We start from the raw sequence: 22,010 nt of genomic DNA, 5'->3' as shown, positions 1-22,010 counted from the left end.
GCCCTTGGGTTCACAAGGGGCTGCTCAGTCCCACTCCAGACCGCCGCGACGCCAGACGTAGGCGTACGCGACGAAGACGGTGGCGATGAACAGGAGCATCTCGACCAACCCGAAGATCCCCAGGGAGTCGAAGCTGACCGCCCAGGGGTAGAGGAAGACGATCTCGATGTCGAAGACGATGAAGAGCATCGCCGTGAGGTAGTACTTGATCGGGAACCGGCCGCCGCCCACGGGCTGCGGGGTCGGTTCGATGCCGCACTCGTACGCCTCCAACTTGGCCCGGTTGTAACGCTTCGGGCCGGTCAGCGAGGCCATCACGACGGAGCCGACCGCGAACGCCGCCGCGATGGCACCGAGTACGAGGATCGGCGCGTAGGCATTCATAAGCCCCCGCTCCCTCCGTCCAGTCGTCCTTGACTGCAGATCGGAACTGACGGGTCACGCTGTGGTTGACCCGTGATCCAACCCGTGAGATCACCTCATGTGAGGCAGTTCACAAGGGCTGGAACGAGCGCATCCTATGCCCGTCGGCTTGTGATCTGCGACACGCAGTTCTGGATGATCTTTGTGATCTACGCCACCTCGCAAAGCGCCACCAAGGCACGGAAGTCGTCTTCAATCAACACAGTGCAGGCAACTGCTCACAAACCGTCGTATTCGCCTGTGAAGTGACTGGTCAGAGCACTTCGCCCATATCAAGGGGAACGCGTGCCGGGCAAATTTCAAAGACCCGGGTCGACGTGATAGTGGATCTCACCCGACCGGGTGGCGGGCTCCGAACGTGCGCTTGACCTTTCGTTCACAAGCGCACGAACACCCGGTCCGACTACCGGCGTTCGCCCCAGACCCGGGACGCGATGCCGACCCGGTTCCGCACCCCGAGCTTGCGCTGGATGTTGGCCAGGTGGTTCTTGACCGTGCCGGCCGAGATGAAGAGCTGCTCGGCGATCTCCGCGTTGGTCGACCCGTCCGCCACCAGGCCGGCCAGCTCGCGCTCCCGTGCGGTGAGCGGGTCGGCGGGCGGGTCGACGGGCGCCGCCTCGGGGGCGGGCAGCGCCCGGAGCAGGCGGACCGTCAACTGCGGGCTGATCAGGGTGTCCCCCGCCATCGCCGCCCGGACCGCCTCCACCAGCAGGGCCGGGCTGGAGCGCTTGAGCAGGAAGCCGGTGGCCCCGTTCCGGAGCGCCGCGTGCACGTACTCGTCCAGGTCGAAGGTGGTCACCACGACCACCTTCACCGGATCGGCCACCTCCGGACCGGCCAGCCGCCTGGTCAGCTCCAGACCGTCCAGCTTCGGCATCCGGATGTCCGCCAGCACCACGTCGGGGCGGAGCAGCCGGGCCTGTTCCAGTGCCGACGCCCCGTCGGCCGCCTCCGCCACCACGGTCAGATCGGGCTGGGCGTCCAGGATGATCCGGTACGCGGTGCGGATGGCCTCGTGATCGTCGGCCAGCAGGATGCGGATGGTCACGAGGCCCCCTCGGCCGATGGCGGAAACGTCGCGGTGACCAGCCAACCCCGCCCGGCGCGCCCCGCGTCGAGCGTACCGCCGAGCGCCTCGACCCTGGCCGCCAGCCCGCTCAGCCCGTGGCCGCCGCGCCGACGCGCCGGGCTCTCGGCCGCGCCCCCGTCGTCGGCGACCGTCAACTCCAGCCGACCACCCTGCCCATGACGGAGCGTCACCGTTACGGTCCGCGCTCCGGGGGCGTGCCGCCGGACGTTGGTCAGCGCCTCGACCACGATCCGGTACGCGGTGGCCCCGGTCTCCCGGCCGACCGGCCGCTCCGGCAGGTCGAGCCGGACCTCGGCCGCCCCGGAGGCGGTGAACCGGTCAACCAGTACTGGGAGTTCGGCGATGCCGGGCTGCGGGCTCCGCCGCGCCCCGGTGGCCGCGTCCGCGGTGCGCAGCAGGGCGACCGTCCGGTCCAGCGAGGCGAGTGCCTGCTGCCCGGACTGCTCGATCCGGCGGAACACCTCGGCCTGCTCCGGGTGCCCGGCCGCCAGGAAGCCGCCCGCCTGGGCCAGCGCCAGCATCCCGCTCACGTCGTGGGCCACGAAGTCGTGCAGGTCGTGGGCGAGTTCGAGCTGCTCCGCCCGCCGGGCGGCCGCCACCTCGCGCCGCCGGAGCCCGTCCAGCGACCAGAGGTACCCGCCGACCAGGACCGCCCCCAGGGCGCCGGCCGCACCGAACCCGAGCAGCCCGACCCGCTGCCAGCCCTCGACCGGGGCGGCGTACCGGAACGGCCAGCCGAGCAGCGCCGCCGCCAGGACGCCGGCGGCCGGCCGGCCCCGGCCGGACCGCACGGTCACCGTCAGCAGGACCAGCAGCCCCGCCAGTTCGGCCACCCCGAGCAGCCCGGCCGGACCGCCCTCGGCGAATCCGCCCACCGCCGCCCCGGCGGCCGTCAGCCCGAGCGAGCCCGCCCCGGCCGCCGCCGTCGGCCCCGGCCGCCTGCTCCACAGCGCGGCCGCGACCGCGAGCACCGGTACGGCGCTCCCCCACTCCCCGATCATGCGACCAGCCTAGACACGGGACCGGCGGGCCGCCTGTGCCGAACGGCACATGACGGGGCGTCGGGGCGCCCGCGGACCTCCCGATCGGCATCTGCCGCCGGTGCTCCCGCGCCGACAGGCTGGAGGCATACCGAACGAGAGGAACTCCGATGACCACCGTCACCGCTTACGCACCGGCCGCCCCCGCCGTCCTTCCCCCCGCCCGCTGGGCGGTCCGCACCGCCAAGCTCGCGGCCCTCACCACCGTCCCGTCCGGGCTCTGGCGGGTCGCCCTGGGCGTCGGCCTGCCGGTCGGCTTCTCCGGCGCGATGGAGCGGCAGATGACCGCCCACATGCCGGGGTGGGGCACCGTCTACGTGATCGCACTGAGCGCCCTCGCCGAGGCGCTCGCCTTCCTCTCCCTGGGCCTGGTCCGCCCCTGGGGCCAACGGGCCCCGCGCTGGCTCCCGCTGATCGGTGGCCGCCGCATCCGCCCGCTCACCGCGGTGCTCCCGGCCGCCGTCGGCGCGCTCGCCGTCACCCTGGTCACCTGCGCCGCCGGCTTCGGCGGCTGGTACGGCCCGAACGCCATGGGCAGCCCGGAGGCACCGCAGGGGCCGGCCGGCCTGGTGATGACCCTCTGCTACGCCCCGCTGCTGCTCTGGGGCCCGCTGCTGGCGGTGGTCACCGCGGACTACTACCGCCGGTCCAGGACCGGTTCGCGCTGACCCGGCGTCACCGGCACCGGGGCCGGGGTCGGCTCGGGAGCCGGGGCCGCGCTGCGGCGGCCCCACTCGGTGCCGACCAGCACCAGCAGGGCGCCGGACAGCGCGAGCGGGCCGAGGTGGTCGCCGGCCAGGGTGATGCCGAAGACGGCGGCCCAGAGCGGCTCGGTGCCGAGCAGCAGGGAGACCCGGGACGGCGAGGTGGCCCGGACCGCCCAGGTCTGCACCAGGAAGGCGAACAGCGTGCAGAGCAGCGAGAGGTGCAGCAGCAGCGCCCAGTCGGCGGCACCGTAGGAGGCGGCCAGGCTGACCGGGGACGGGCCGACGAACGGCGCCACAACGGCGAACACCAGGGTGGCGGTCGCCAGTTGGATCCAGGTCAGGGCGCTGGAGTCGGTGCTCTTGACCAGCCGGAGCCGGGACACGGTCAGCACGTTGACGGTCCGCACCACGGCCGCGCCCAGCACCAGCAGGTCACCGAGGGCGGGCACCCGGAAGCCACCGCCGCCGGTCAGCAGCGCGACGCCGAGCACCGAGAGACCGGCCGCCGCGACGAACACCCGGGGCAGCGCCGTCCGGCTCAGCGCACTCTCCGCGAGCGGGGTGAACACCATGGTCAGACTGATGATCAGCCCGGCGTTGGTGGCCGAGGTGTGCACGGCCCCGTAGGTCTCCAGCAGGAAGATCGCCCCGAGCACGAGCCCGAGCGCCGCACCCCCGAGCCACTCCCGGATCGTCAGCCGCCGCAGGGCCCGCCAGGTGAACAGCGCCAACAGCGGCAGCACCAGCCCGAACCGGAGCACCAGCATGGCCACCACGCTGTCCGGCGTGGCCACGTTCTTGACCGCCAGGAAGCTCGACCCCCACACCACCGCGACCCCGAGCACCGGCAGGTCGCGGACGGTCTGGGCAGCGGAAGTACGCATCGGGGTCTCCTCCGAGGGCAGGGCGAGCCGGACCCGTACGCCGTCGGACGGAGAACCACCACCGTGGGTGGTGGCGCGCCATCGTCGCCCACCGGGGCCCCCGTGATCAACACCATTCCGGTCCACGGACGGGGCCGGCGCACCGCGGGAGCCTCGGCCGCCCTCGGCGACCTGACCGACCGGATCCCGCCGACTGGCCGGAACCGGTCGCACCTGACATCGTGCATACCGACCGGACGGCTGGGCAGGGATGATTGGTCCATGTCAATCCATCCTCCGGAGGCACCCCAAGTGCTGCGCAAACACTGGGCGTTACTGACCGCCGCCACCACTGTGCCGCTCCTGCTGACCACCTCGGTCGGCGTCGCCGACGCCGCCCCCGTCGCCACCGTGACCTGCGCCTACACGCCGGCCGTGCCCGCCGACAACTTCAAGGGCATCCCGGTCTTCGACGCCAAGAAGGCCGCCCAGCCGTACAGCGCGACCCTGAAGACCACCCAGGGGACCATCACCTTCAAGGCGTCGACCGCCCAGGCGCCGTGCACCACCTTCTCGTTCCGCTTCCTGGCCGAGCACGACTACTTCGACAGGAGCCACTGCCACCGGCTCACCACCGAGCGGATCTTCGTCCTCCAGTGCGGCGACCCGACCGGCACCGGCAGCGGCGGCCCCGGCTACTCCTTCCCGGACGAGAACCTCACCGGCGCCACCTACCCGGCCGGCACCGTGGCGATGGCCAACGCCGGGCCGAACACCAACGGCAGCCAGTTCTTCTTCGTCTGGAAGGACACCAAGCTCTCCCCCGCCTACACCCCGTTCGGCCAGGTCACCGCCGGTCTGGACGTGCTCCAGAAGATCGCCGCCGGCGGCTCGGACTCACAGAACAACCCGGGTGACGGCTACCCGAACCTGGTCCCCACCTTCAAGAACGTCAAGATCACCAAGCGCTGACCCCGCACCGCCCCGCTCCCGTACGGTGGTGCCCGCCACCCACCCACCACCGCACGGGAGCACCACCATGGACGCCACCACCTGGGACACCCTCGACCGCCTGGTCGCCTGGCTCGACGGCGCGAGCCGGCTCCCGGCCGGAGAGGAGAAGCTGCTCCGTATCCTCAAGGTCTCCGAGGAGGCCGGCGAGGTCGCCCAGGCCGTCCTCGGCGCCACCGGTCAGAACCCCCGCAAGGGCACCACCCACACCTGGACCGACGTCCAGCACGAACTCTGCGACGTGGCCTTCGCCGCCCTGGTCGCCCTCCGCACCCTCACCCCGGACGCCCGCACCGTCTTCGCCGAACGGATCGCCCACGTCGACCGGCGCTCCCAGCAGACGCCCTGAACTACCGTGCCACGCCCAGCGTGTGGCCCACGGTGTCCGGGCGGGTGAGGGTGGCGAGCATGCAGTGGGCCACGTCCGCGCGGGAGACGGTGCTGCCGCCGGGGAGGTTGCGGTCCGGGGCGGTGCGGTAGGCGGCGGTCAGCGGGCCGTTGGTGAGGCGGGGCGGGCGGACCGAGGTCCGGTCGACCGGGGCGGCCCGCAGGACGTCCTCCATCCGGGCCAGGTCGGCGTAGTGCTCGCGGAGGAACAGCCGGGTGAGCGGGGCGCCGACCCGGCGCATCAGGAAGGTGTCGCCCGGGTCGTGCCCGGGCGGTGCGGAGCGGTACGGCGGTCAGGCGTTGGGGGCCACCTTGGCGAGACCGTTGATGATGCGGTCCATCGCGTCGCCGCCCTGCGGGTCGGTGAGGTTGGCGAGCATCTTGAGGACGAACTTCATCAGGACCGGGTGGGTCAGGCCGCGCTGGGTGGCGAGCTGCATCACCTTCGGGTTGCCGATCAGCTTCACGAAGCCGCGGCCGAGCGTGTAGTAGCCGCCGTAGACGTCCTTGAGGATGCGCGGGTACGCCTCCAGGGCGCGCTCGCGGCCCGCGTCGGTGATCCGGGCGTTGGCCTGGACGATGACGCCGGCGGCGAGCTGGCCGGACTCCATCGCGTAGGCGATGCCCTCGCCGTTGAACGGGTTGACCATGCCGGCCGCGTCGCCGACCAGCAACAGGCCCCGGGTGTAGTGCGGCTGACGGTTGAACGCCATCGGCAGCGCCGCGCCCCGGATCGAGTCGGTCATGTTCTCGGGGGTGTAGCCCCACTCGGCGGGCATCGAGGCGCACCACGCCTTGAGCACCTCGCGCCAGTCCAACTCCCCGAACGCGGGCGAGGAGTTCAGGATGCCGAGGCCGACGTTCGAGGTGCCGTCGCCCATCCCGAAGATCCAGCCGTAGCCGGGCAGCAGCTTGCGGTCGCCGCCCCGGGTGTCCCAGAGCTCCAGCCAGGACTCCAGGTAGTCGTCGTCGTGCCGCGGCGAGGTGAAGTACGTCCGGTACGCGACGCCCATCGGGCGGTCCTCGCGGCGGTGCAGGCCCATCGCCAGCGAGAGCCGGGTGGAGTTGCCGTCGGCCGCGACCACCAGCGGGGCGCGGAAGGTGACCGGACGCTTCTCGTCGCCCAACTTGGCCGTCACGCCGACGATCCGGCCGGTCCGGTCGTCCAGCACCGGGCCGGTGACGTTGCACTTCTCGTACAGCCGGGCGCCGGCCTTCTGGGCCTGACGGGCCAGCAGTTCGTCGAAGTCGGCACGCTTGCGGACCAGTCCGTAGTCCGGGAAGGCGGACAGCTCGGGCCAGTCGAGCTCCAGCCGGACGCCGCCGCCGATGATCCGCAGGCCCTTGTTGTGCAGCCAGCCGTTCGAGGTCGAGACGTCGATGCCCATGTCCACCAACTGCTTGGTGGCACGCGGGGTCAGACCGTCGCCGCAGACCTTCTCGCGCGGGAACTCGGTCTTCTCCAGCAGCAGGACGTCCAGACCCGCCTGGGCGAGGTAGTACGCGGTGGTGGCACCCGCCGGTCCCGCGCCGACCACGATGACGTCGGCGGTGCTCTCCACGGTCTCGCTGCTCAGGTCAACTGCGGTCTCGGACACGGCTGGGCACACTCCTGCGATGCGGTCGGCTGGCTTGGACGAGTCTAGGCGGTGGGCTTGAAGCCCCGGTGCAGAGCCACGATGCCGCCGGTGAGGTTGCGCCAGGCGACCTTGGTCCAGGCGGCCTGCTGCAGGCGGGTGGCCAGCGCGGGCTGGTCGGGCCAGGAGCGGATCGACTCGGCGAGGTAGACGTAGGCGTCCGGGTTGCTGCTGACGGCGGTGGCGACCGGCGGCAGCGCCCGCATCAGGTACTCGGTGTAGACCGTCCGGAACGGCGTCCAGGTCGGGGTGGAGAACTCGCAGATGACCACCCGGCCACCGGGCTTGGTGACCCGGTACAGCTCGCTCAGCGCGGCGTCGGTGTCCTGCACGTTGCGCAGCGCGAAGGAGATCGTGACCGCGTCGAAGCTGTCGTCCGCGAACGGCAGCTTGGTCGCGTCGCCCGCGGTCAGCGCGAGTTCGGGGTGCCGGGTCTTGCCCTCGGTCAGCATGCCCAGCGAGAAGTCGCACGGGACGACGTCGGCGCCCGCCTCCACGAACGGCAGCGAGGACGTGCCGGTGCCGCCCCCCAGGTCGAGCACGGTCTGGCCCGGCTGGGCGGCCACCGCCTCGGCCACCGCACGGCGCCAGGCGCGCGCCTGACCGAGGGAGAGCACGTCGTTCGTACGGTCGTACTTGGCGGCGACGTCGTCGAACATCGCGGCGACTTCGTGCGGCTGCTTGTCCAGAGAGGCTCGGGTCACGTCCCCCATTGTTCACCACCCCACCCCCGCCCCACCGCCAGGGGCTCGGGGCTGCACTTTTGGCAGGGCGTTCAGTTGCACTGTCCAGGGGCTCGGGGCGGCGCCTTTGAGCAGGGCGTTCGGTTGCACTATCCAGGGGCTCGGGGAACTGCGAGGAGATCTGGCGTGCGGGTCACTGCGAAAGTCCCTGACCATCTACGCAGCGATCACCTTGCAAGGGCTGGCGTCGCAGTTCCCCGAGCCCCTGGACCGTAGAACTGAAGCACCTGCCAGAAGCGGAGCGCCTAGCGGCGCGCCCTGCGGCCGGGCTTGCGGCGGCGGGAGCGCTTGCCGTGGGTGAGGGCGGGCATGTCGTTGCCGAAGGCCTCGGTGGCGAAGGCGACCGTGGTGCGGGCCCGGGTGACGGGGGTGCGCGTGCGGTGGTGCCGCCAGATCCGGGCGGCGCAGAGGGCGAACAGGACCAGGGCGATCGGGACGCTGGTGCGGGCCAGGCCGACGCCGGCCGGCTGCGGGTAGCGGTTGCCGCAGACCCGGACCGCGCCGGGGTCCGCCGCCGCGTACTCCAGGCAGATGGCGTCACCGGCCTTGGCGTGCTCGGGGACCCAGAGGTCGGTCGCGGTCAGCGGGCGGCCGTCGGCCCGGTAGCTGATCGAGCTGTAAGTGGCGCTGCCCGCCGGGAGTTGGGTGATGGTGCCCTGGACCCGGACCGGGTCGGCGCCGATCCGGTCGGCCTGGTCGGCCTGGCGCCAGCCGAGCAGGCACATGCCGAGCGCGAGCACCGCGCTGAGCACGGCCGCGAGGTACCAGCCTCGACCGAGGCGCGCGTTGCGCGGGCGGGGAGCGGTCGCGGATCGCATGGTTCCTGTCGGCTTGCCGGACCGGGCTGGGGAGGACCCGGTAACCCGTCCGCAGTACGGAGGGCTGTCCGGGATCGTAACCGCTGGCGACCCCTCAGGTCACGGCGAGCATCCATCAGTTTGTATGAATAAAGGGGTCGTTAAGGGGTTGCCCTTCCCCGGACGGCCCGCCGGACCACCCGCCTGACGCCCTGCCAAGCGGCCGCTCAGCGGCGGCGGTACAGCAGCCGGCCGCCCAGCACGGTGGCCAGGCAGCACCCCGCGCCGGTGCGTTCCAGCTCGGCCGCCGAGGCGGCGGCGAAGACCGCCAGGTCGGCCCGGCCGCCGACGGTCAGCGGTCGGTGCACGACCGAAGCCAACGGGGCGTCCGCGAGCGGGTCGAGTCCGCCCGGTGCGCCCGTCCCGGGCAGCGCGGTCAGGCCCGAGCGGGTCACCGCGGTGCGGACGGCGGGCAGCGTGAAGGGGCCAGCCAACGCGGTCACGCCGTGCGCGAGCAGGCGCTGCAGGCCGAGCCTGGCGCTGCCGCCCCGGCGCTCCGCGGGGACGGCGGTGAGCAGCGGCCCGGTGCCGAGCTCCTCCCGGGGGTCCGGGTGGTACGCCGTCTCCAGCAGCCACCGGCCGTACGGGTTGAGCAGACCCGGCGTCAGCAGCCCGTCCCACTCCCGGATTCGGGCCCCGCCGCCGGCCAGTTCGGCGTACGGGCCGAGGGCCGCCACCGTCCCGCCGTCGACCAGCACCGCCCCGTCGGGGATCGACGGGGCGGTGGGGTCCACGACCAAGACGGTGGCCCGGTGCAGGGTGAGCATCAGGTGGTGGAGAGGATCTTCAGCTCGGGGTGCGCGGTGCCGCCTTCGAGCGCGGTGGAGGCGATGTGCGAGGCCACCCGGGGGTCGACCGGGTCGTTGGCCGGGTCGTCCAGCACCCGCAGGTGCTGGTAGGTGGTGGAGCGCTGGGCCGGGGTGCGGTCGGCCGCCCGGATCAGGTGGATCAGCTCGGTCAGGTTGGAGCGGTGCTTGGCACCGGCCATCGAGACCACGTTCTCCTCCAGCATCACCGAGCCGAGGTCGTCCGCGCCGTAGTGCAGCGAGAGCTGGCCCGCCTCCTTGCCGGTGGTGAGCCAGGAACCCTGGATGTGCGCGACGTTGTCGAGGAACAGCCGGGCGATCGAGATCATCCGCAGGTACTCGAACACGGTCGCCTGGGTGCTGCCCTTGAGGTGGTTGTTCTGCGGCTGGTAGGTGTACGGGATGAAGGCCCGGAACCCACCGGTGCGGTCCTGCACCTCGCGGATCATCCGCAGGTGCTCGATCCGCTCGGCGTTGGTCTCGCCGGTGCCCATCAGCATGGTGGAGGTGGACTCGACGCCCAGGCCGTGCGCGGTCTCCATGATCTCCAGCCAGCGCTCGCCCGACTCCTTGAGCGGCGCGATCGCCTTGCGCGGCCGCTCCGGCAGCAGCTCGGCGCCGGCGCCCGCGAAGGAGTCCAGGCCCGCCTGGTGGATCCGGGTGATGGCCTCCTCGATCGAGACCTTGGAGATCCGGGCCATGTGCTCGACCTCGGAGGCACCGAGCGAGTGGATCACCAGCTGCGGGAACGAGCCCTTGATCGCGGCGAACGCGGTCTCGTAGTACTCGACGCCGTAGTCCGGGTGGTGGCCGCCCTGGAACATCACCTGGGTGCCGCCCAGTTCGACCGTCTCGGCGCAGCGGCGGAGGATCTCCTCCAGGTCGCGGGACCAGCCCTTGTCGCTCTTCGGCGCCACGTAGAAGGCGCAGAACTTGCAGGCCGTCACACAGACGTTGGTGTAGTTGATGTTCCGTTCGATGATGTACGTCGCGATGTGCTCGGTGCCCGCGTAGCGACGGCGGCGGACGGCGTCGGCGGCGGAGCCGAGCGCGTGCAGCGGCGCGGAGCGGTAGAGCTCCAGCGCCTCCTCCGGGGTGATCCGGCCGCCGGCGGCCGCGCGGTCGAGGACGGCCTGCAGGTCACTGGCGGAAAGGTTCTGCTCGGACACCTTGCTGGCCTTCTTTCTCTTCCGACGTCGGACCGAACCAGCCTACGCCAGCCCCGTCACGCCCCCACGGGCGTGTCGGGGCCTGCGCGAAGGGGGTCAGGCGGGCTGGAGCAGAGTGACCGTCACGTCCGGGGCGAAGCCGCTGTCGTGACCGATCCGGCGGGCGAACTCGGCGATCCCGGCGAGCTGCCGCTCGCCGAGCGAGAAGTCCAGCGCCTCGCTGAAGTACCGCTCCAGCACCGGCGCGTCGAAGGACTCCCAGCGGGCGGCCTGCGCGGCCACCTGGCCGGCCTCGGCCAGCGAGAGGTCGCGGGACTCCAGGAAGGCCCGGTGCACGGCGGCGACCGTCTCCGGGCTGCGCTCGACGTAGTCCCGGCGGGCGGCCCAGACCGCGAAGACGAACGGCAGGCCGGTCCAGTCCTTCCACATCGCGCCCAGGTCGTGCACCGCCAGGCCCTGCTCCGGGGCCTGCTCCAGCGAGGCGCGCAGCGCCGGGTCGCCGATCAGCACCGCGGCGTCGGCCTCGGCCAGCATCGCGTCCAGGTCCGGCGCGGCGGTGAAGTACTCGGGCCGGACGCCCTCGCGCTGCTCCAGCAGCAGCCGGGCCAGCCGGACCGAGGTCCGGGAGGTGGAGCCGAGCGCGACCCGGCGGCCGTCCAGCTCGGCCAGCGGCAGCTTGCTGACGATCACACAGGACATCACCGGGCCGTCGCTGCCGACCGCGATGTCCGGGAGCACCACCAGCCGGTCCGCGTTCCGCAGGTACTCCACGCAGGTGATCGGGCCGATGTCGAGCGCCCCGCTGACCAGTTGGTCGCTGAGCTTCTCCGGGGTGTCCTTGGTGAGATCGAGGTCGAGCAGGTTGCCGGTCCTGGCCAGTCCCCAGTACAGCGGAAGACAGTTGAGGAACTGGATGTGCCCGACCCGGGGCCGTACCGCCGCCGAGCCGCTCGTGTCCTGACCGGTCACCGTGTGTCCTTCCTACCTGCCCGTTTCGTGCGCTCTCCGCAGCGTATGCCCGTTGACGCCGGCCGGGTGGTCAGGGGCCCCCGACGATCCGTGCCACGCGCGCGCGGGACACGAGCAGCGTGGCCTTGGTCACCCCTGGTCGGGGCTGCCGCTGCGTGCTACCGTTCCATCCAGTTGCAGTTTGATTCCCCTTGCAGTACTTGAAGCCTGCGGAGCATGTAACCCGTGGGCTTTTTGTAGTTTTTCAGCGTTATCGAAAAACTCCGGACCCTTCCGGAGGCGGGGCGATCAGCGCAGCGGACCGGTTCCACACGGTGTGGTTACCGAAACGTCCCTCGCAAGGAGAACGGCATGGCTCAGGGAACCGTCAAGTGGTTCAACGCTGAGAAGGGCTTCGGCTTCATCGCCCAGGAGGGCGGCGGCCCCGACGTCTTCGTCCACTACTCCGCCATCAACGCGAACGGTTTCCGCTCGCTGGAGGAGAACCAGCCGGTCTCGTTCGACGTCACCCAGGGCCCGAAGGGCCCCCAGGCGGAGAACGTCACCGCTATCTGATTATCTCCTCTGATGATCTGATCGCTCTGGACCCCTTTCGGGTCCGGCGGCGGCCACTGCGGCCGCCGGTAGGAGCATGACGAGTAACACCAAGGGGGCCCGCCACGTCTTCGGACGCGGCGGGCCCCCTGCCTCTGTCCCGGCCCCCGCCGGGCATGATCGGGCCATGCACCTGCTTCGGGCCTTCGACCGCCAACTGCACCGGATCGGGATCGACGGCTACCTGCTCCTGCTGCTCGGCACCGTCGGCCTGGCCACCCTGCTCCCGGTCCGGGGCACCGCCGCCGAGGTGGCGGGCGAGTCGGTGACCGTCGCGGTCGGCCTGCTGTTCTTCCTGTACGGCGCCCGGCTCTCGCCCCAGGAGGCGCTGGCCGGGGCCCGGCAGTGGCGGCTGCACCTGCTCATCCTGGGCTGCACCTTCGTGCTCTTCCCGCTGCTCGGCGAGGCCACCCGGCTGCTCCCGGCCGCCGTGCTGGCCCCGCAGCTGGCGACCGGGGTGCTCTTCCTCACCCTGCTCTCCTCCACCGTGCAGTCCTCGATCGCCTTCACCTCGATGGCCCGGGGCAACGTCGCCGCGGCGATCTGCGCGGCCACCTTCTCCAGCCTGGTCGGCATCGTGCTCACCCCGCTGCTCGCCGCCTGGCTGCTGGCCGGCAGCGCCGGGGTGCAGGTCAGCGGGCAGCAGGTGCTGGACATCGTGCTGCAGCTGCTGGTGCCGTTCGCCCTCGGGCAGTTGCTCCGGCGCTGGGTGGCGCCCTGGCTGCGGCGGCACCGCCGGCTGACCATGCTGGTCGACCGCGGCTCCATCCTGCTGATCGTCTACACCGCCTTCAGCGAGGGCGTCACCGAGGGCATCTGGAGCCGGGTGACGGTCCCTCAGCTGCTCTGGCTGGCCGCGCTCTGCCTGGCCGTGCTCACCCTCGTGCTGCTCTTCACCGGCGCCGCCTCGCGCCGCCTCGGCTTCTCCCGGGCCGACCGGATCACTGCCCAGTTCTGCGGCTCCAAGAAGAGCCTGGCCAACGGCCTCCCGCTGGCCACCATCCTGTTCCCCGCCGCCACGGTCGGCATCACCGTGCTCCCCCTGATGCTCTTCCACCAACTCCAGCTGATGGTCTGCACCGTGCTGGCCCAGCGCTGGGCCCGGCAACCGGACTAGAAGCGGTCGGTGGCCAGCTCCAGGCCGAACGGCTCCGGAAGCCGGAGGGACGTCCCGAACGGGTGCGGTCCGTCGACCAGGGTGTAACCCAGCGGGCCGGGGGTGGAGAAGAGCGTGCAGGCGCGCTCCTGACGGTCCACCAGGAGGTAGAGCGGCGCCCCGTACTCGGCGTAGCGACGGCGCTTCACGACCCGGTCGGTGTCACCGTTGGAGTCGGAGGTCACCTCGACCACCAGCAGGGTCTGGTCGGGCACCAGCACTCCGCCCGCATCCACCACATGGCTGGGCACCACGGCCAGGTCGGGGATGTACCAGTTGGACGATCCGGGGAGGTCGAGATTCCCCGCACCTGGTTCCAGGTCCAGTTCGATCAGCCGCGGGTCGAGCTGGCGCCGGATGCTGGTGATCGCCCGCTCATGCCCCCAGGTCGGCACCACGTGCTGGATGACCCCCTCGACGATCTGGGCGCGACCGCCCTCGATGTGCTGAAGGGCGTACTTCAGCGCGAACTCGGGGTTCACCTGCCGGTACGGGTACTCCTCCGGGGCTGCGCTCACGACTCCTCCTTCATCCTCGTCCACGCTACCGCCGTGGCCCGGCCCGGTGGGCGGGGTGCACTCCAACGGGTGATGGCCCGCTCCCCCAGGGGGAGCGGGCCATCGGGTGAGGCCGGGTCAGGCCGCGACGGCGATCTTGTCGCGGGCGGGGGCGTCCTCGGTGAGGAGGTCGCCGGTGGGGTTGTTGTAGGCGGTGAGGTCGAGGGTCTTCTCGCGGGCCGCGACCAGGATCGGGACGACGGACTGACCGGCCACGTTGGTGGCGGTGCGGATCATGTCGAGGATCGGGTCGATGGCGAGCAGCAGGCCGACGCCCTCCAGCGGGAGGCCGAGGGTGGAGAGGGTCAGGGTCAGCATCACGATCGCGCCGGTCAGGCCGGCGGTGGCGGCGGAGCCGATCACCGAGACGAAGGCGATCAGCAGGTAGTCACCGACGCCGAGGTCGATGCCGTAGACCTGGGCGACGAAGATCGCGGCCAGCGAGGGGTAGATCGCGGCGCAGCCGTCCATCTTGGTGGTGGCGCCGAACGGGACGGCGAACGAGGCGTACTCGCTCGGGACGCCGAGCCGCTCGGTGACCCGGCGGGTGACCGGCAGGGTGCCGACCGAGGAGCGCGAGACGAAGGCGAGCTGGATCGCGGGCCAGGCACCCTTGAAGAAGTTCAGCGGGTTGAGACCGCCGACGAAGCGCAGCAGCAGCGAGTAGACGCCGAACAGCACGATCGCGCAGCCGACGTAGACGTCGATGGTGAGCGTCGCGAAGGGCTTGAGCAGGTCCCAGCCGTAGACCGCGACGGACTTGCCGATCAGGCCGAGGGTGCCGAGCGGGGCGAGCCGGATGACCCACCAGAGGGCGGTCTGGGTGAGCTCGAGGATCGCCTCGTTGAGCTTGCGGACCGGCTCGGCCTTCTCGCCCAGCTTGAGGACGGCGGCGCCGACCACGATGCCGAGGAAGACGATCTGCAGCACGTTCACCTTCAGGAAGGCGTCCGCGATGTTGGTCGGGATGATCCCGGTCAGGAAGTCGATCCAGGTGCCGGGCTTCTCCGGGGCCTTGAGGCCCTGGGTGGAGAGGTTGGCACCCTCGCCCGGGTCGGTCAGCAGGCCGAGGCCGAGGCCGACGCCGACCGCGATCAGCGAGGTGATCAGGAACCAGAGCAGCGTGCGGCCGGCCAGCCGGGCGGCGTTGGTGACGTTCCGCAGGTTGGCGACCGAGAGCACGATCGCGGTGAAGACCAGCGGCGGGACGGCCAGCTTGAGCAGCTGGACGAAGGTCTTGCCGATGGTGTCCAGGGTGGTGGTGAGCCAGGCGACGTCCTGGACCCGGGCCAGGTAGCCGAGGGCCAGGCCGAGGACCAGACCGCCGACGATCTGGACCCAGAAGGGGGTCTTGCGGACCTTCGCGAGGAAGGTGGGCGCGGGCGCAGTGGACATGGTGGTGCGGCTCCGAGGCAGGAGGAGGGGGAGGGGTGGAGCAGAGGCGGCGACACGGCCGGGCCGACCACGGCGGGGAGGAGCCGGGGGCCTCAGGGGCGACGTGCCGCCTGGGTACAGCTGACGGTGCGACAGCCGTCGTCCACGGCGCCGGGCAGGCACGCGCAGCGCACGGACGCGGGGTCCGTGTCGTACTGCCGAGGCGTGCCTGAGGTGGTCATGGGCGACAGACTAGCAACAAACCTTTGAGATGTTCAAAGTACTTATTTGAGCTACGGTCACGAACCACCCCGGCACCCCGGGGTTCACCGCTTCAGGTAGGCCGCCGTCATCGCCTTGACCACCGGGCCGGCCAGGCCGCCGCCGGTGATCTCGTCGCGGTCGGTGGAGCCGTTCAGCACCACGGCGGCGGTGGCGATCCGGTGGCCCCTGCCGTCGTCGGCGTAGGAGGTGAACCAGGCGTACGGCAGGCCCGAGTTGTCCACTCCGTGCTGGGCCGTGCCGGTCTTGCCGCCGACCGTCAGACCGGCGATCGCGGCCGCCTTGCCGGTGCCGTCGGTGACCACCGAGACCATCGCGGACTGCAACTGCTTCGCCGTCCGCTCGCTCATCACCCGCCCCAGCTCGATGGGCGGGAACTCCTGCACCGTCCGCCCCGCGTGGTCCGTGAGCTTCGACACCGTGGACGGCGTCATCAGCAACCCGTCGTTCGCGACCGCCGCCGAGACCATGGCCATCTGGAGCGGCGTCGCGGTCACCGAGAACTGCCCGATCCCGGTCAGCGCCACCTGCGAGGGCTCCATACCCGCCGGGTAGACGCTGGCGGCGGCCCGCACGGGGGTGTCCAGCTTCTCCAGGTTGAACCCGAACTTCGCCGCCTGGGCCGAGAGCTTCGCCTCCCCGAGGTCGGCCGCGGCCTTGGCGAAGACGTTGTTGCAGGAGTACTCCAGTGCCGTCCGCAGCGTGGCGTTCGCACAGGGTGCGTCGGGGTTCTCGTTGGTCAGCACCGTCCTGGTGCCCGGCAGCGTGTACGGGTTGGGGCTGGCGGTCGGGGTGTCCACGTCCGGGGCGAGGCCGGTCTCCAGTGCGGCGGCGGCGACCACCAGCTTGAAGGTGGAGCCCGGAGCGTAGGTGGCGCGCAGCGCGCCGTTCACCATCGCCCTGCCGTTGTCGGCACTGAGCCGCTGCCAGTTCTGCCCGTCCGCCGCCGACCGGCCGGTGATCCCCGACGGGTCGTAGGACGGGGTGGAGACCAGCCCGAGGACGGCGCCGGTGGCCGGGTCGATCGCCACCGCCGCACCCTGCCGGCCGCCGAGCGCGTCCCAGGCCGCCCGCTGCACCGCCGGGTCGACGGTACTGACCACGTCGCCACCGGCCGGGCGGGACCGGGTGAGCGGGCCGGTGAGCGCCCCGACCGGGTCGGCCAGCCGCGGATCGGTGCCGTCCAGCAGGTCGGCGAACAGGCTCTCCAGCTGGTTGCCGCCGTACGCCTGCGAGGTGTAGCCGGTCAGCGGGGCGTAGAGCGGGCCGTCGGTGTAGCTGCGCTGGTACGCGAGCGAACCGCCGGTCGGCACCGAGCCGGTCACCGGCTGCCCGCCGACCAGGATGTTGCCGAGCGGCCGGGCGTAGCGGTCGATGGCGATCCGGGCGTTGGCCGGGTTGCCGCGGTAGTCGTCCGCCTCGGCCACCGCCAGCCAGGTGGCCCGGGCCATCAGGGCGAGCACCAGCAGCAGGCAGAACATCGAGGCGCGGCGCAGCGGTCCGGCCATCACGTCACGGGTCCTGGGGGTCTTCATCCGTTCCCTGTACGGCCGCCGGAGCGGCTTCCCGTCCGCGCGGCGGCCGGTCACGGCCGGTGTCCCGGTCCGGCCTGGCGAGTGCTCAGCTGTCGGACTGTCAGACGACGAACCATCCCGTGCGGTTCCTGGCCGGCCGATTGACCCGATCCGGTTATACGTATAACTTGATGACTTACCGCCGCCTTCCCCTGCCCCAGGAGACCGAACCCCATGGGCTACCTCGCCCTGCTCCGCGCACCGCACGTGACCCGTCTCCTGCTCGGCACCCTGCTCGGCCGCCTCCCCGCCGGGATGACCGCCCTGGTGATCGCCCTCGCCCTGCGCGACGCGGGCACCCCGTACAGCAGGATCGGTCTGGCCACCGCCGCGTACGCGATCGCCGCCGCGATCGGCGGCCCGGTGCTCGGCCGGATCGTCGACCGGACCGGGCAGCCGCGCGTCCTGCTGGCCTCCGCCGTGGTCGCCGGCGTCGGGTACGCGCTGCTCGCGCTGGCCCCCGGCTCGGTCTGGGCCGCCCCGCTCGGCGCGGCGATCGCCGGGCTCGCGATGCCGCCGCTGGAGCCCTGCCTGCGGGCGCTCTGGCCCGCCGTGGTCGACGAGGAGCAGCTCGACACCGCGTACGCCTTCGACTCCGCCGCCCAGCAACTCCTCTACGTGGCAGGACCGTTGGCGGTGGCCGGAATCGCCGCCGCGTTCTCGCCGGTGACCGCGCTGTGGACGGCCGCCGGGCTCGGCCTGGCCGGCGCCCTGGTGGTCGCCACCGCCGCCCCCGCCCGGGCCTGGCGGGCCCCCGCCCGGCACGCCTCCTCCGGGCTGCTCGGCCCGCTGCGCTCGCCCGGCCTGGTCCTGCTGCTGGTCGGCCTGGCCGGTGCGGGCTGGACGGTCGGCGCCCAGAACGTGCTCTTCATCGCCTACGCCGAGAACCACCGGGGCGACCTGCCCGGCGGGGCCGGGCTGCTGCTCGCGCTGGCCGCGCTCGGCGGTCTGGTCGGCGCGCTCGGCTACGGCGCGGTGAAGTGGCGCAGCACCACCGCCACCCGGACCTGGGTGATCGCGCTGGCGATGGCCGCCTCCTACCTCCCCCTGCTGGTGCTCCCCGCCCCGCTGCCGATGGCCGCGCTGGCCCTGCTCTCCGGCATCGGCTTGGCCCCCCTGCTGGCCGCCGCCTTCGTGCTGATCGCCGAGCTGGCCCCGACCGGCACGGTCACCGAGGCGTTCGCCTGGCTGATCACGCTGTTCGCGACCGGCAACGCGGCGGGCTACGCCGTCTCGGGAGCGCTGGTCTCGCACTCCCTGACGGCGGTCGCCCTCTGCGCGGTCGGCGGCATCGGCCTGGGCGGGGTGCTGCTCTTCGGCACCCGCCGTTGGTTCAGGACGACGGGGACCGCCGGCAGGGGCTCGGGGAACTGCGACGCCGACCTCGGAAGCGTCGCACCCGCGTAGACAGCCAGGCACTTTCGCTTTCGAGGTCGGCGTCGCCGACGCGGCGGAGCCGCACATCAGCCCGGGACTCCCGGACGGGGTACCTCAGTGCCGGCGGCCTCGCTGACGACTCGTCAGTCCGAGCACCGCACCCGCCGCGGCCAGCGCCAGCGCCAGCACCGCGAAGAACGCCACCGGGAAGTGCGCCCCGGTGTCCGGCAGGCCGCCGGTCGGTGAGGCGGTCGGCAGCGGGGTGGGCGGCACCGGCGTGACGGTCGGCGTCGGTGGGGTGGGCTCCGGACTCGGGGTCGGCGGCGGGGTGGGCTCCGGGGGAAGGACCAGGCCGAGGTCCAGGTTGAGCTGGGCCTCGCCACCGGACACCGTGACGTTCTCGGTGATGCCGGTGACCGGATCGGCGTCGGAGTCCTCCGCGCTGGCCGCCGTCCGGCGGACCGCGTCCTTGAGGGTGACGGCGGCGCCGGCCGGGATGGTGGCCAGGTCGAACTGGACCGCGTAGGTGCCGTTCGGCAGCTTCCCGAACAGGTAGAAGCCCCGGCCATTGCTGGTGGAGGTGGCCGGCTTGCCGTTCAGGTTGCGGACCTTGCGCCCCTTCCCGTCCAGCAGGTACGCGGTGACCCCGCCGACGCCGGGCTCGCCGGCGTCCTGCAGGCCGTTCCGGTTGAGGTCGTTCCAGACGAAGTCGCCGATCGAGTTGGCCGGCGGGGTGGGCTGGTGCACCCCGACGCCGACCTTGGCGGGCTCGGCCGGCAGCAGCTGCTGGCCGCTGCTGTCGGTGGCGGTGTAGGCGAAGCTGTTCCAGGCGAACGCCGTGTCGGGGGCGTCGTACGAGGCCACCATCGGCCAGGTCAGGGTGAACAGCCCGCCCGAGGGCATCGTGCCGGGCCGCGAGATCCGGAACCAGGTGGTCACCCCGGGGCCGGGGAAGGTGGTGCTCCACTCGGCACCGATCGGGCAGCCCGCCGGACCGCCGAGCGAGACCGGACGGCACGGGTCGGGCGCGGTGGAGTACTCGATCACCACGGCCGGGTCGCTGCTCACCAGCGGCTCGGTCAGCGAGGGCGTCCAGGCACTGCCGCGCGAGGTGTCCGGCCGCAGCACGTACCCGTCGCCGGGGGTGGGCAGGCGGTCGTACGCGACGAAGTCGGTGACGGCGTCGGGCGAGTCGTTCCGGACGGTCATCCGGTACGAGATCTGCCCGCCGGGCGAGGAGGTGCCGGAGCTGCCGTAGGCGCTGTCCTCGTCGCCCTTGACCTCCTTGTAGGCCCGCAGCACGGCGGGGACCTGGATCTCCACCTTCGAGGAGGCGTGGCAGAGCTTCTCGGCGGTGTCGCCGTTGCGGTTGAAGTCGTCGACGTCCGGCACCGAGCTGTCGGCACCGTAGTACTTGCAGGTGACCGGGGGTGACGCACCGTCAGCCGTGACGTAGACGTCGTTGGTGAAGCTGCCCGGCTGGGCACTGCCCGCGGCCTGGGCGTCGAACAGCACCCGGTAGGCCAGGTTGTCGTGCAGGTAGGTCATGTCGGGACTGCCCGCCGGCCAGGTCATCCGGATCAGCTGCCGGCCGTCCTTGCCCGGCAGTACGGCGACCTCCGCGGGGGCCTTGGCGTCCGACCAGCCCGGGTCGACGCGGACCGAGCCGTCGACGAAGACGAAGCCGGGCGGCAGCAGGTCGTAGAGCACCAGCGGCTTGTCCAGAGCGTGGCCGGTCCGGTTGTACGGGATCACCTGGAAGGTGGCGGTGCCACCCGGCGCGAGCACCGCGCCGGCCGTGGTGGTCTTCGCCGCGCCGAGGTTGGTGGCGGCGGTGACCGTGGCGTCGGCACAGGCGGTGGCGGTGTCCGTGGTGGTGCCGTCGGTGCCGACCACGTCCACGCAGTTGTGCAGCGGGGTCGGTGCGGTGGCGCCGTCGTGGCCGGTGTACAGCACCTGGGCCAGCACCTGGACCGAGTTGCCCGGGCTCCAGCCGGTCGGGATCGGACCGGCCCAGCTGAACCGCAGTCCGTGCAGCCAGCGGCCGGCCGGGATGCCGAGCACGTCGTTGGCCGGGTCGCCCGCCCCGGTCTCGATCTTGACCCGGCGGGCACCGGCTCCGTTGAAGGGGGTGCCCGGAGTGAAGGTCTGCCAGGCCGGGTCGCCGTTCAGGCGGTACTCCAGGGTCAGCGCGATGCTGGTCGGGTTCCATGCCTCCAGCTGGATGCTCTGCGGGGCGAGCCAGTTGTAGAGGTCGGTGGTGGTCCCGGTGCCCGGGTCGGTCATCACCAGGCTGGTGACCGGGACCGAGACGTTGTTCGGGAACAGGCTGAACGAGCCGATGTCACCGGAGACGAAGCTCGACTGCCAGACCTTGGAGGAGGAGACGTGCACCCCGGTGCTGGGGTCCTGGAAGGTCGGGCTGACGGCGGTCGCGGTGTCCAGGTCCCGGGCGGGGTCCGGGCCGAGCGGGTCGCCGTTCAGGGTGACCGAGTTGGTGGCGGTGCTGCCGGTCGGGAAGGTCGGGGCGGGGAAGTTGACCACCAGCACCCCGGGGTAGCGGCAGCCCGCCTGCCCGTTGCCCGCGGTGAAGGCACCGATGTCGTACTCCCAGGTGTTCCCCGCTCCCACCTGGCTCCAGCCCGGTGAGCGCGAGGTGTCCACCACGGCGCCGGCCGGCAGCGTGTCCACCAGCTTGGCCAGGTCCAGGTCGACGTTCGGCACCCCGTCGGTGGAGCAGGTGCCGAACTGGTACGTCACCGTGCGGCCGTCCTGGCTGCTGGTCTGGACGCCCTTGGTGACCTTGTACTGCGGCTGCACCACCGCCGTGGTGGTGGCGGTGCCGGTCTGCGGGGTCTCGCCGTCGGCGGTGAAGGTGGCGGTGTTGACCGCCTGGGTGCCGTTGGCGGTGGTGAAGTTGGGGTACTTGAGGGTGACCTTGACGGTGGCGGTGGTGCCGGGGGTGAGGGGGTTGAGCGCGATGTCCAGCGTGCCCCCCTTCGCCCCGGCGGCCGGCACGGTGGATCCGTCGACGTCAACGGTGCTGGCGTCCGGGGTCCAGCCGACGAACTCCATGCCGGCCGGCAGGGCGTCGCTGATCTTCCCGTGCTCGCAGTCGTTCAGCGAACAGGTGTAGCTCAGGGTGTAGGTGACGTTCTCCCCGGGCGCCGGATTCGCCTTGTCCACCGTCTTGGTGAACGTGATCGCCGCCAGCGCGTTCGGGGTGCCGGACATCGTGCCGGCGAGCAGGCTGGCGGAGAGCAGCCCGCAGGCCGTCAGCAACCGGGGGACCCGGGATCTCTTCCACATTCCCCTATCTGATGCTATTGGTAATGATTTGTCCGGTATGACGCGGCGGGCTCGTCAACCGATAGGACCAAAAGGTCGTCAGATG

At 71.9% G+C, this 22,010-nt stretch carries 21 protein-coding genes; 6 read left to right on the top strand and 15 right to left on the bottom strand.

Annotated elements, in window-relative coordinates:
* Positions 1-24: 24 nt before the first annotated feature.
* From ACIRPK_RS13540 to ACIRPK_RS13530, 3 genes are all read right to left on the bottom strand, one after another.
* A complete protein-coding gene (locus ACIRPK_RS13540; RefSeq protein ID WP_184915315.1) occupies positions 25-384 on the bottom strand; it encodes an NADH-quinone oxidoreductase subunit A in 360 nt (119 codons plus the stop codon).
* A gap of 442 nt (positions 385-826) precedes the next feature.
* The gene (locus tag ACIRPK_RS13535) at positions 827-1,471 is read right to left on the bottom strand and encodes a response regulator (protein ID WP_403037326.1); all 645 of its coding nucleotides are present in this window, start codon (positions 1,469-1,471) and stop codon (positions 827-829) included.
* Positions 1,468-2,514 (bottom strand): sensor histidine kinase, encoded by a 1,047-nt coding sequence (locus ACIRPK_RS13530; RefSeq protein WP_403037323.1) that lies wholly within the window; start codon positions 2,512-2,514, stop codon positions 1,468-1,470. Before ACIRPK_RS13530 ends, ACIRPK_RS13535 begins: the two co-directional genes overlap by 4 nt.
* A gap of 149 nt (positions 2,515-2,663) precedes the next feature.
* On the opposite strand from ACIRPK_RS13530, the gene ACIRPK_RS13525 reads away from it, so the two are divergent.
* On the top strand, positions 2,664-3,221 hold the full coding sequence (locus ACIRPK_RS13525; protein ID WP_403037320.1) for a hypothetical protein: 558 nt from the start codon (positions 2,664-2,666) through the stop codon (positions 3,219-3,221).
* Here the strand turns inward: ACIRPK_RS13525 and ACIRPK_RS13520 are convergent.
* The gene (locus tag ACIRPK_RS13520) at positions 3,191-4,144 is read right to left on the bottom strand and encodes a DMT family transporter (RefSeq protein ID WP_403037317.1); all 954 of its coding nucleotides are present in this window, start codon (positions 4,142-4,144) and stop codon (positions 3,191-3,193) included. The two genes, ACIRPK_RS13525 and ACIRPK_RS13520, sit on opposite strands and share 31 nt — an antisense overlap.
* 261 nt (positions 4,145-4,405) lie before the next feature.
* Here ACIRPK_RS13520 and ACIRPK_RS13515 point away from each other — a divergent pair, with 261 nt between their 5' ends.
* Both ACIRPK_RS13515 and ACIRPK_RS13510 read left to right on the top strand, forming a co-directional pair.
* Positions 4,406-5,095, top strand: a complete 690-nt coding sequence (locus ACIRPK_RS13515) for a peptidylprolyl isomerase (RefSeq protein WP_403037315.1) — start codon at positions 4,406-4,408, stop codon at positions 5,093-5,095.
* 67 nt (positions 5,096-5,162) lie between these two features.
* The gene (locus ACIRPK_RS13510; RefSeq protein ID WP_403037312.1) at positions 5,163-5,483 is read left to right on the top strand and encodes a MazG-like family protein; all 321 of its coding nucleotides are present in this window, start codon (positions 5,163-5,165) and stop codon (positions 5,481-5,483) included.
* 1 nt (position 5,484) lies between these two features.
* On the opposite strand, the gene ACIRPK_RS13505 is transcribed toward ACIRPK_RS13510, so the two are convergent.
* The 7 genes from ACIRPK_RS13505 to ACIRPK_RS13475 all read right to left on the bottom strand — a co-directional run bounded on the left by ACIRPK_RS13505 (position 5,485) and on the right by ACIRPK_RS13475 (position 11,702).
* The gene (locus tag ACIRPK_RS13505; protein WP_403037309.1) at positions 5,485-5,763 is read right to left on the bottom strand and encodes an NAD(P)H-binding protein; all 279 of its coding nucleotides are present in this window, start codon (positions 5,761-5,763) and stop codon (positions 5,485-5,487) included.
* Positions 5,764-5,814: 51 nt separating this feature from the next.
* Positions 5,815-7,098 (bottom strand): geranylgeranyl reductase family protein, encoded by a 1,284-nt coding sequence (locus tag ACIRPK_RS13500; RefSeq protein ID WP_403037421.1) that lies wholly within the window; start codon positions 7,096-7,098, stop codon positions 5,815-5,817.
* A gap of 65 nt (positions 7,099-7,163) precedes the next feature.
* Positions 7,164-7,862 (bottom strand): demethylmenaquinone methyltransferase, encoded by a 699-nt coding sequence (locus ACIRPK_RS13495; RefSeq protein ID WP_403037306.1) that lies wholly within the window; start codon positions 7,860-7,862, stop codon positions 7,164-7,166.
* 284 nt (positions 7,863-8,146) lie between these two features.
* A complete protein-coding gene (locus tag ACIRPK_RS13490; RefSeq protein WP_403037303.1) occupies positions 8,147-8,719 on the bottom strand; it encodes a hypothetical protein in 573 nt (190 codons plus the stop codon).
* A 206-nt stretch (positions 8,720-8,925) separates the two neighbouring features.
* Positions 8,926-9,525, bottom strand: a complete 600-nt coding sequence (locus ACIRPK_RS13485) for an imidazolonepropionase-like domain-containing protein (RefSeq protein ID WP_403037300.1) — start codon at positions 9,523-9,525, stop codon at positions 8,926-8,928.
* Positions 9,525-10,733: a cyclic dehypoxanthinyl futalosine synthase gene (mqnC, locus tag ACIRPK_RS13480; protein ID WP_403037297.1), complete on the bottom strand. Its 1,209-nt coding sequence runs from the start codon at positions 10,731-10,733 to the stop codon at positions 9,525-9,527. The genes ACIRPK_RS13485 and mqnC overlap by 1 nt, the downstream gene beginning before the upstream one ends.
* A gap of 96 nt (positions 10,734-10,829) precedes the next feature.
* Positions 10,830-11,702, bottom strand: coding sequence for a menaquinone biosynthetic enzyme MqnA/MqnD family protein (locus tag ACIRPK_RS13475; protein WP_403037294.1), 873 nt, complete (start codon positions 11,700-11,702; stop codon positions 10,830-10,832).
* A gap of 351 nt (positions 11,703-12,053) precedes the next feature.
* On the opposite strand from ACIRPK_RS13475, the gene ACIRPK_RS13470 reads away from it, so the two are divergent.
* Together ACIRPK_RS13470 and ACIRPK_RS13465 are read left to right on the top strand one after the other, a co-directional pair.
* On the top strand, positions 12,054-12,257 hold the full coding sequence (locus tag ACIRPK_RS13470) for a cold-shock protein (RefSeq protein WP_380252509.1): 204 nt from the start codon (positions 12,054-12,056) through the stop codon (positions 12,255-12,257).
* A 166-nt stretch (positions 12,258-12,423) separates the two neighbouring features.
* A complete protein-coding gene (locus tag ACIRPK_RS13465; protein ID WP_403037290.1) occupies positions 12,424-13,413 on the top strand; it encodes a bile acid:sodium symporter family protein in 990 nt (329 codons plus the stop codon).
* Here the strand turns inward: ACIRPK_RS13465 and ACIRPK_RS13460 are convergent.
* From ACIRPK_RS13460 to ACIRPK_RS13450, 3 genes are all read right to left on the bottom strand, one after another.
* Positions 13,410-13,970: a Uma2 family endonuclease gene (locus tag ACIRPK_RS13460; protein WP_403037287.1), complete on the bottom strand. Its 561-nt coding sequence runs from the start codon at positions 13,968-13,970 to the stop codon at positions 13,410-13,412. The two genes, ACIRPK_RS13465 and ACIRPK_RS13460, sit on opposite strands and share 4 nt — an antisense overlap.
* A 117-nt stretch (positions 13,971-14,087) precedes the next feature.
* Positions 14,088-15,404 (bottom strand): dicarboxylate/amino acid:cation symporter, encoded by a 1,317-nt coding sequence (locus tag ACIRPK_RS13455; protein WP_403037285.1) that lies wholly within the window; start codon positions 15,402-15,404, stop codon positions 14,088-14,090.
* A 305-nt stretch (positions 15,405-15,709) separates the two neighbouring features.
* Entirely contained in the window at positions 15,710-17,173 is a 1,464-nt protein-coding gene (locus ACIRPK_RS13450; protein ID WP_403037420.1) for a penicillin-binding transpeptidase domain-containing protein, read from the bottom strand.
* A 240-nt stretch (positions 17,174-17,413) separates the two neighbouring features.
* Here ACIRPK_RS13450 and ACIRPK_RS13445 point away from each other — a divergent pair, with 240 nt between their 5' ends.
* Positions 17,414-18,646 carry an MFS transporter gene (locus tag ACIRPK_RS13445; RefSeq protein ID WP_403037282.1) on the top strand — a complete coding sequence of 411 codons (1,233 nt, stop codon included), beginning with the start codon at positions 17,414-17,416 and terminating at the stop codon, positions 18,644-18,646.
* Between the two features lie 84 nt (positions 18,647-18,730).
* On the opposite strand, the gene ACIRPK_RS13440 is transcribed toward ACIRPK_RS13445, so the two are convergent.
* A complete protein-coding gene (locus tag ACIRPK_RS13440; RefSeq protein WP_403037279.1) occupies positions 18,731-21,925 on the bottom strand; it encodes an SdrD B-like domain-containing protein in 3,195 nt (1,064 codons plus the stop codon).
* Positions 21,926-22,010: the final 85 nt, after the last annotated feature.

This window comes from Kitasatospora sp. NPDC101801, from assembly GCF_044766665.1.
In the GTDB taxonomy this organism is placed as follows: Bacteria; Actinomycetota; Actinomycetes; order Streptomycetales; family Streptomycetaceae; genus Kitasatospora.
Note: the sequence above shows the minus strand (reverse complement) of the source record. Positions and strands in the feature narration are given on the sequence as shown.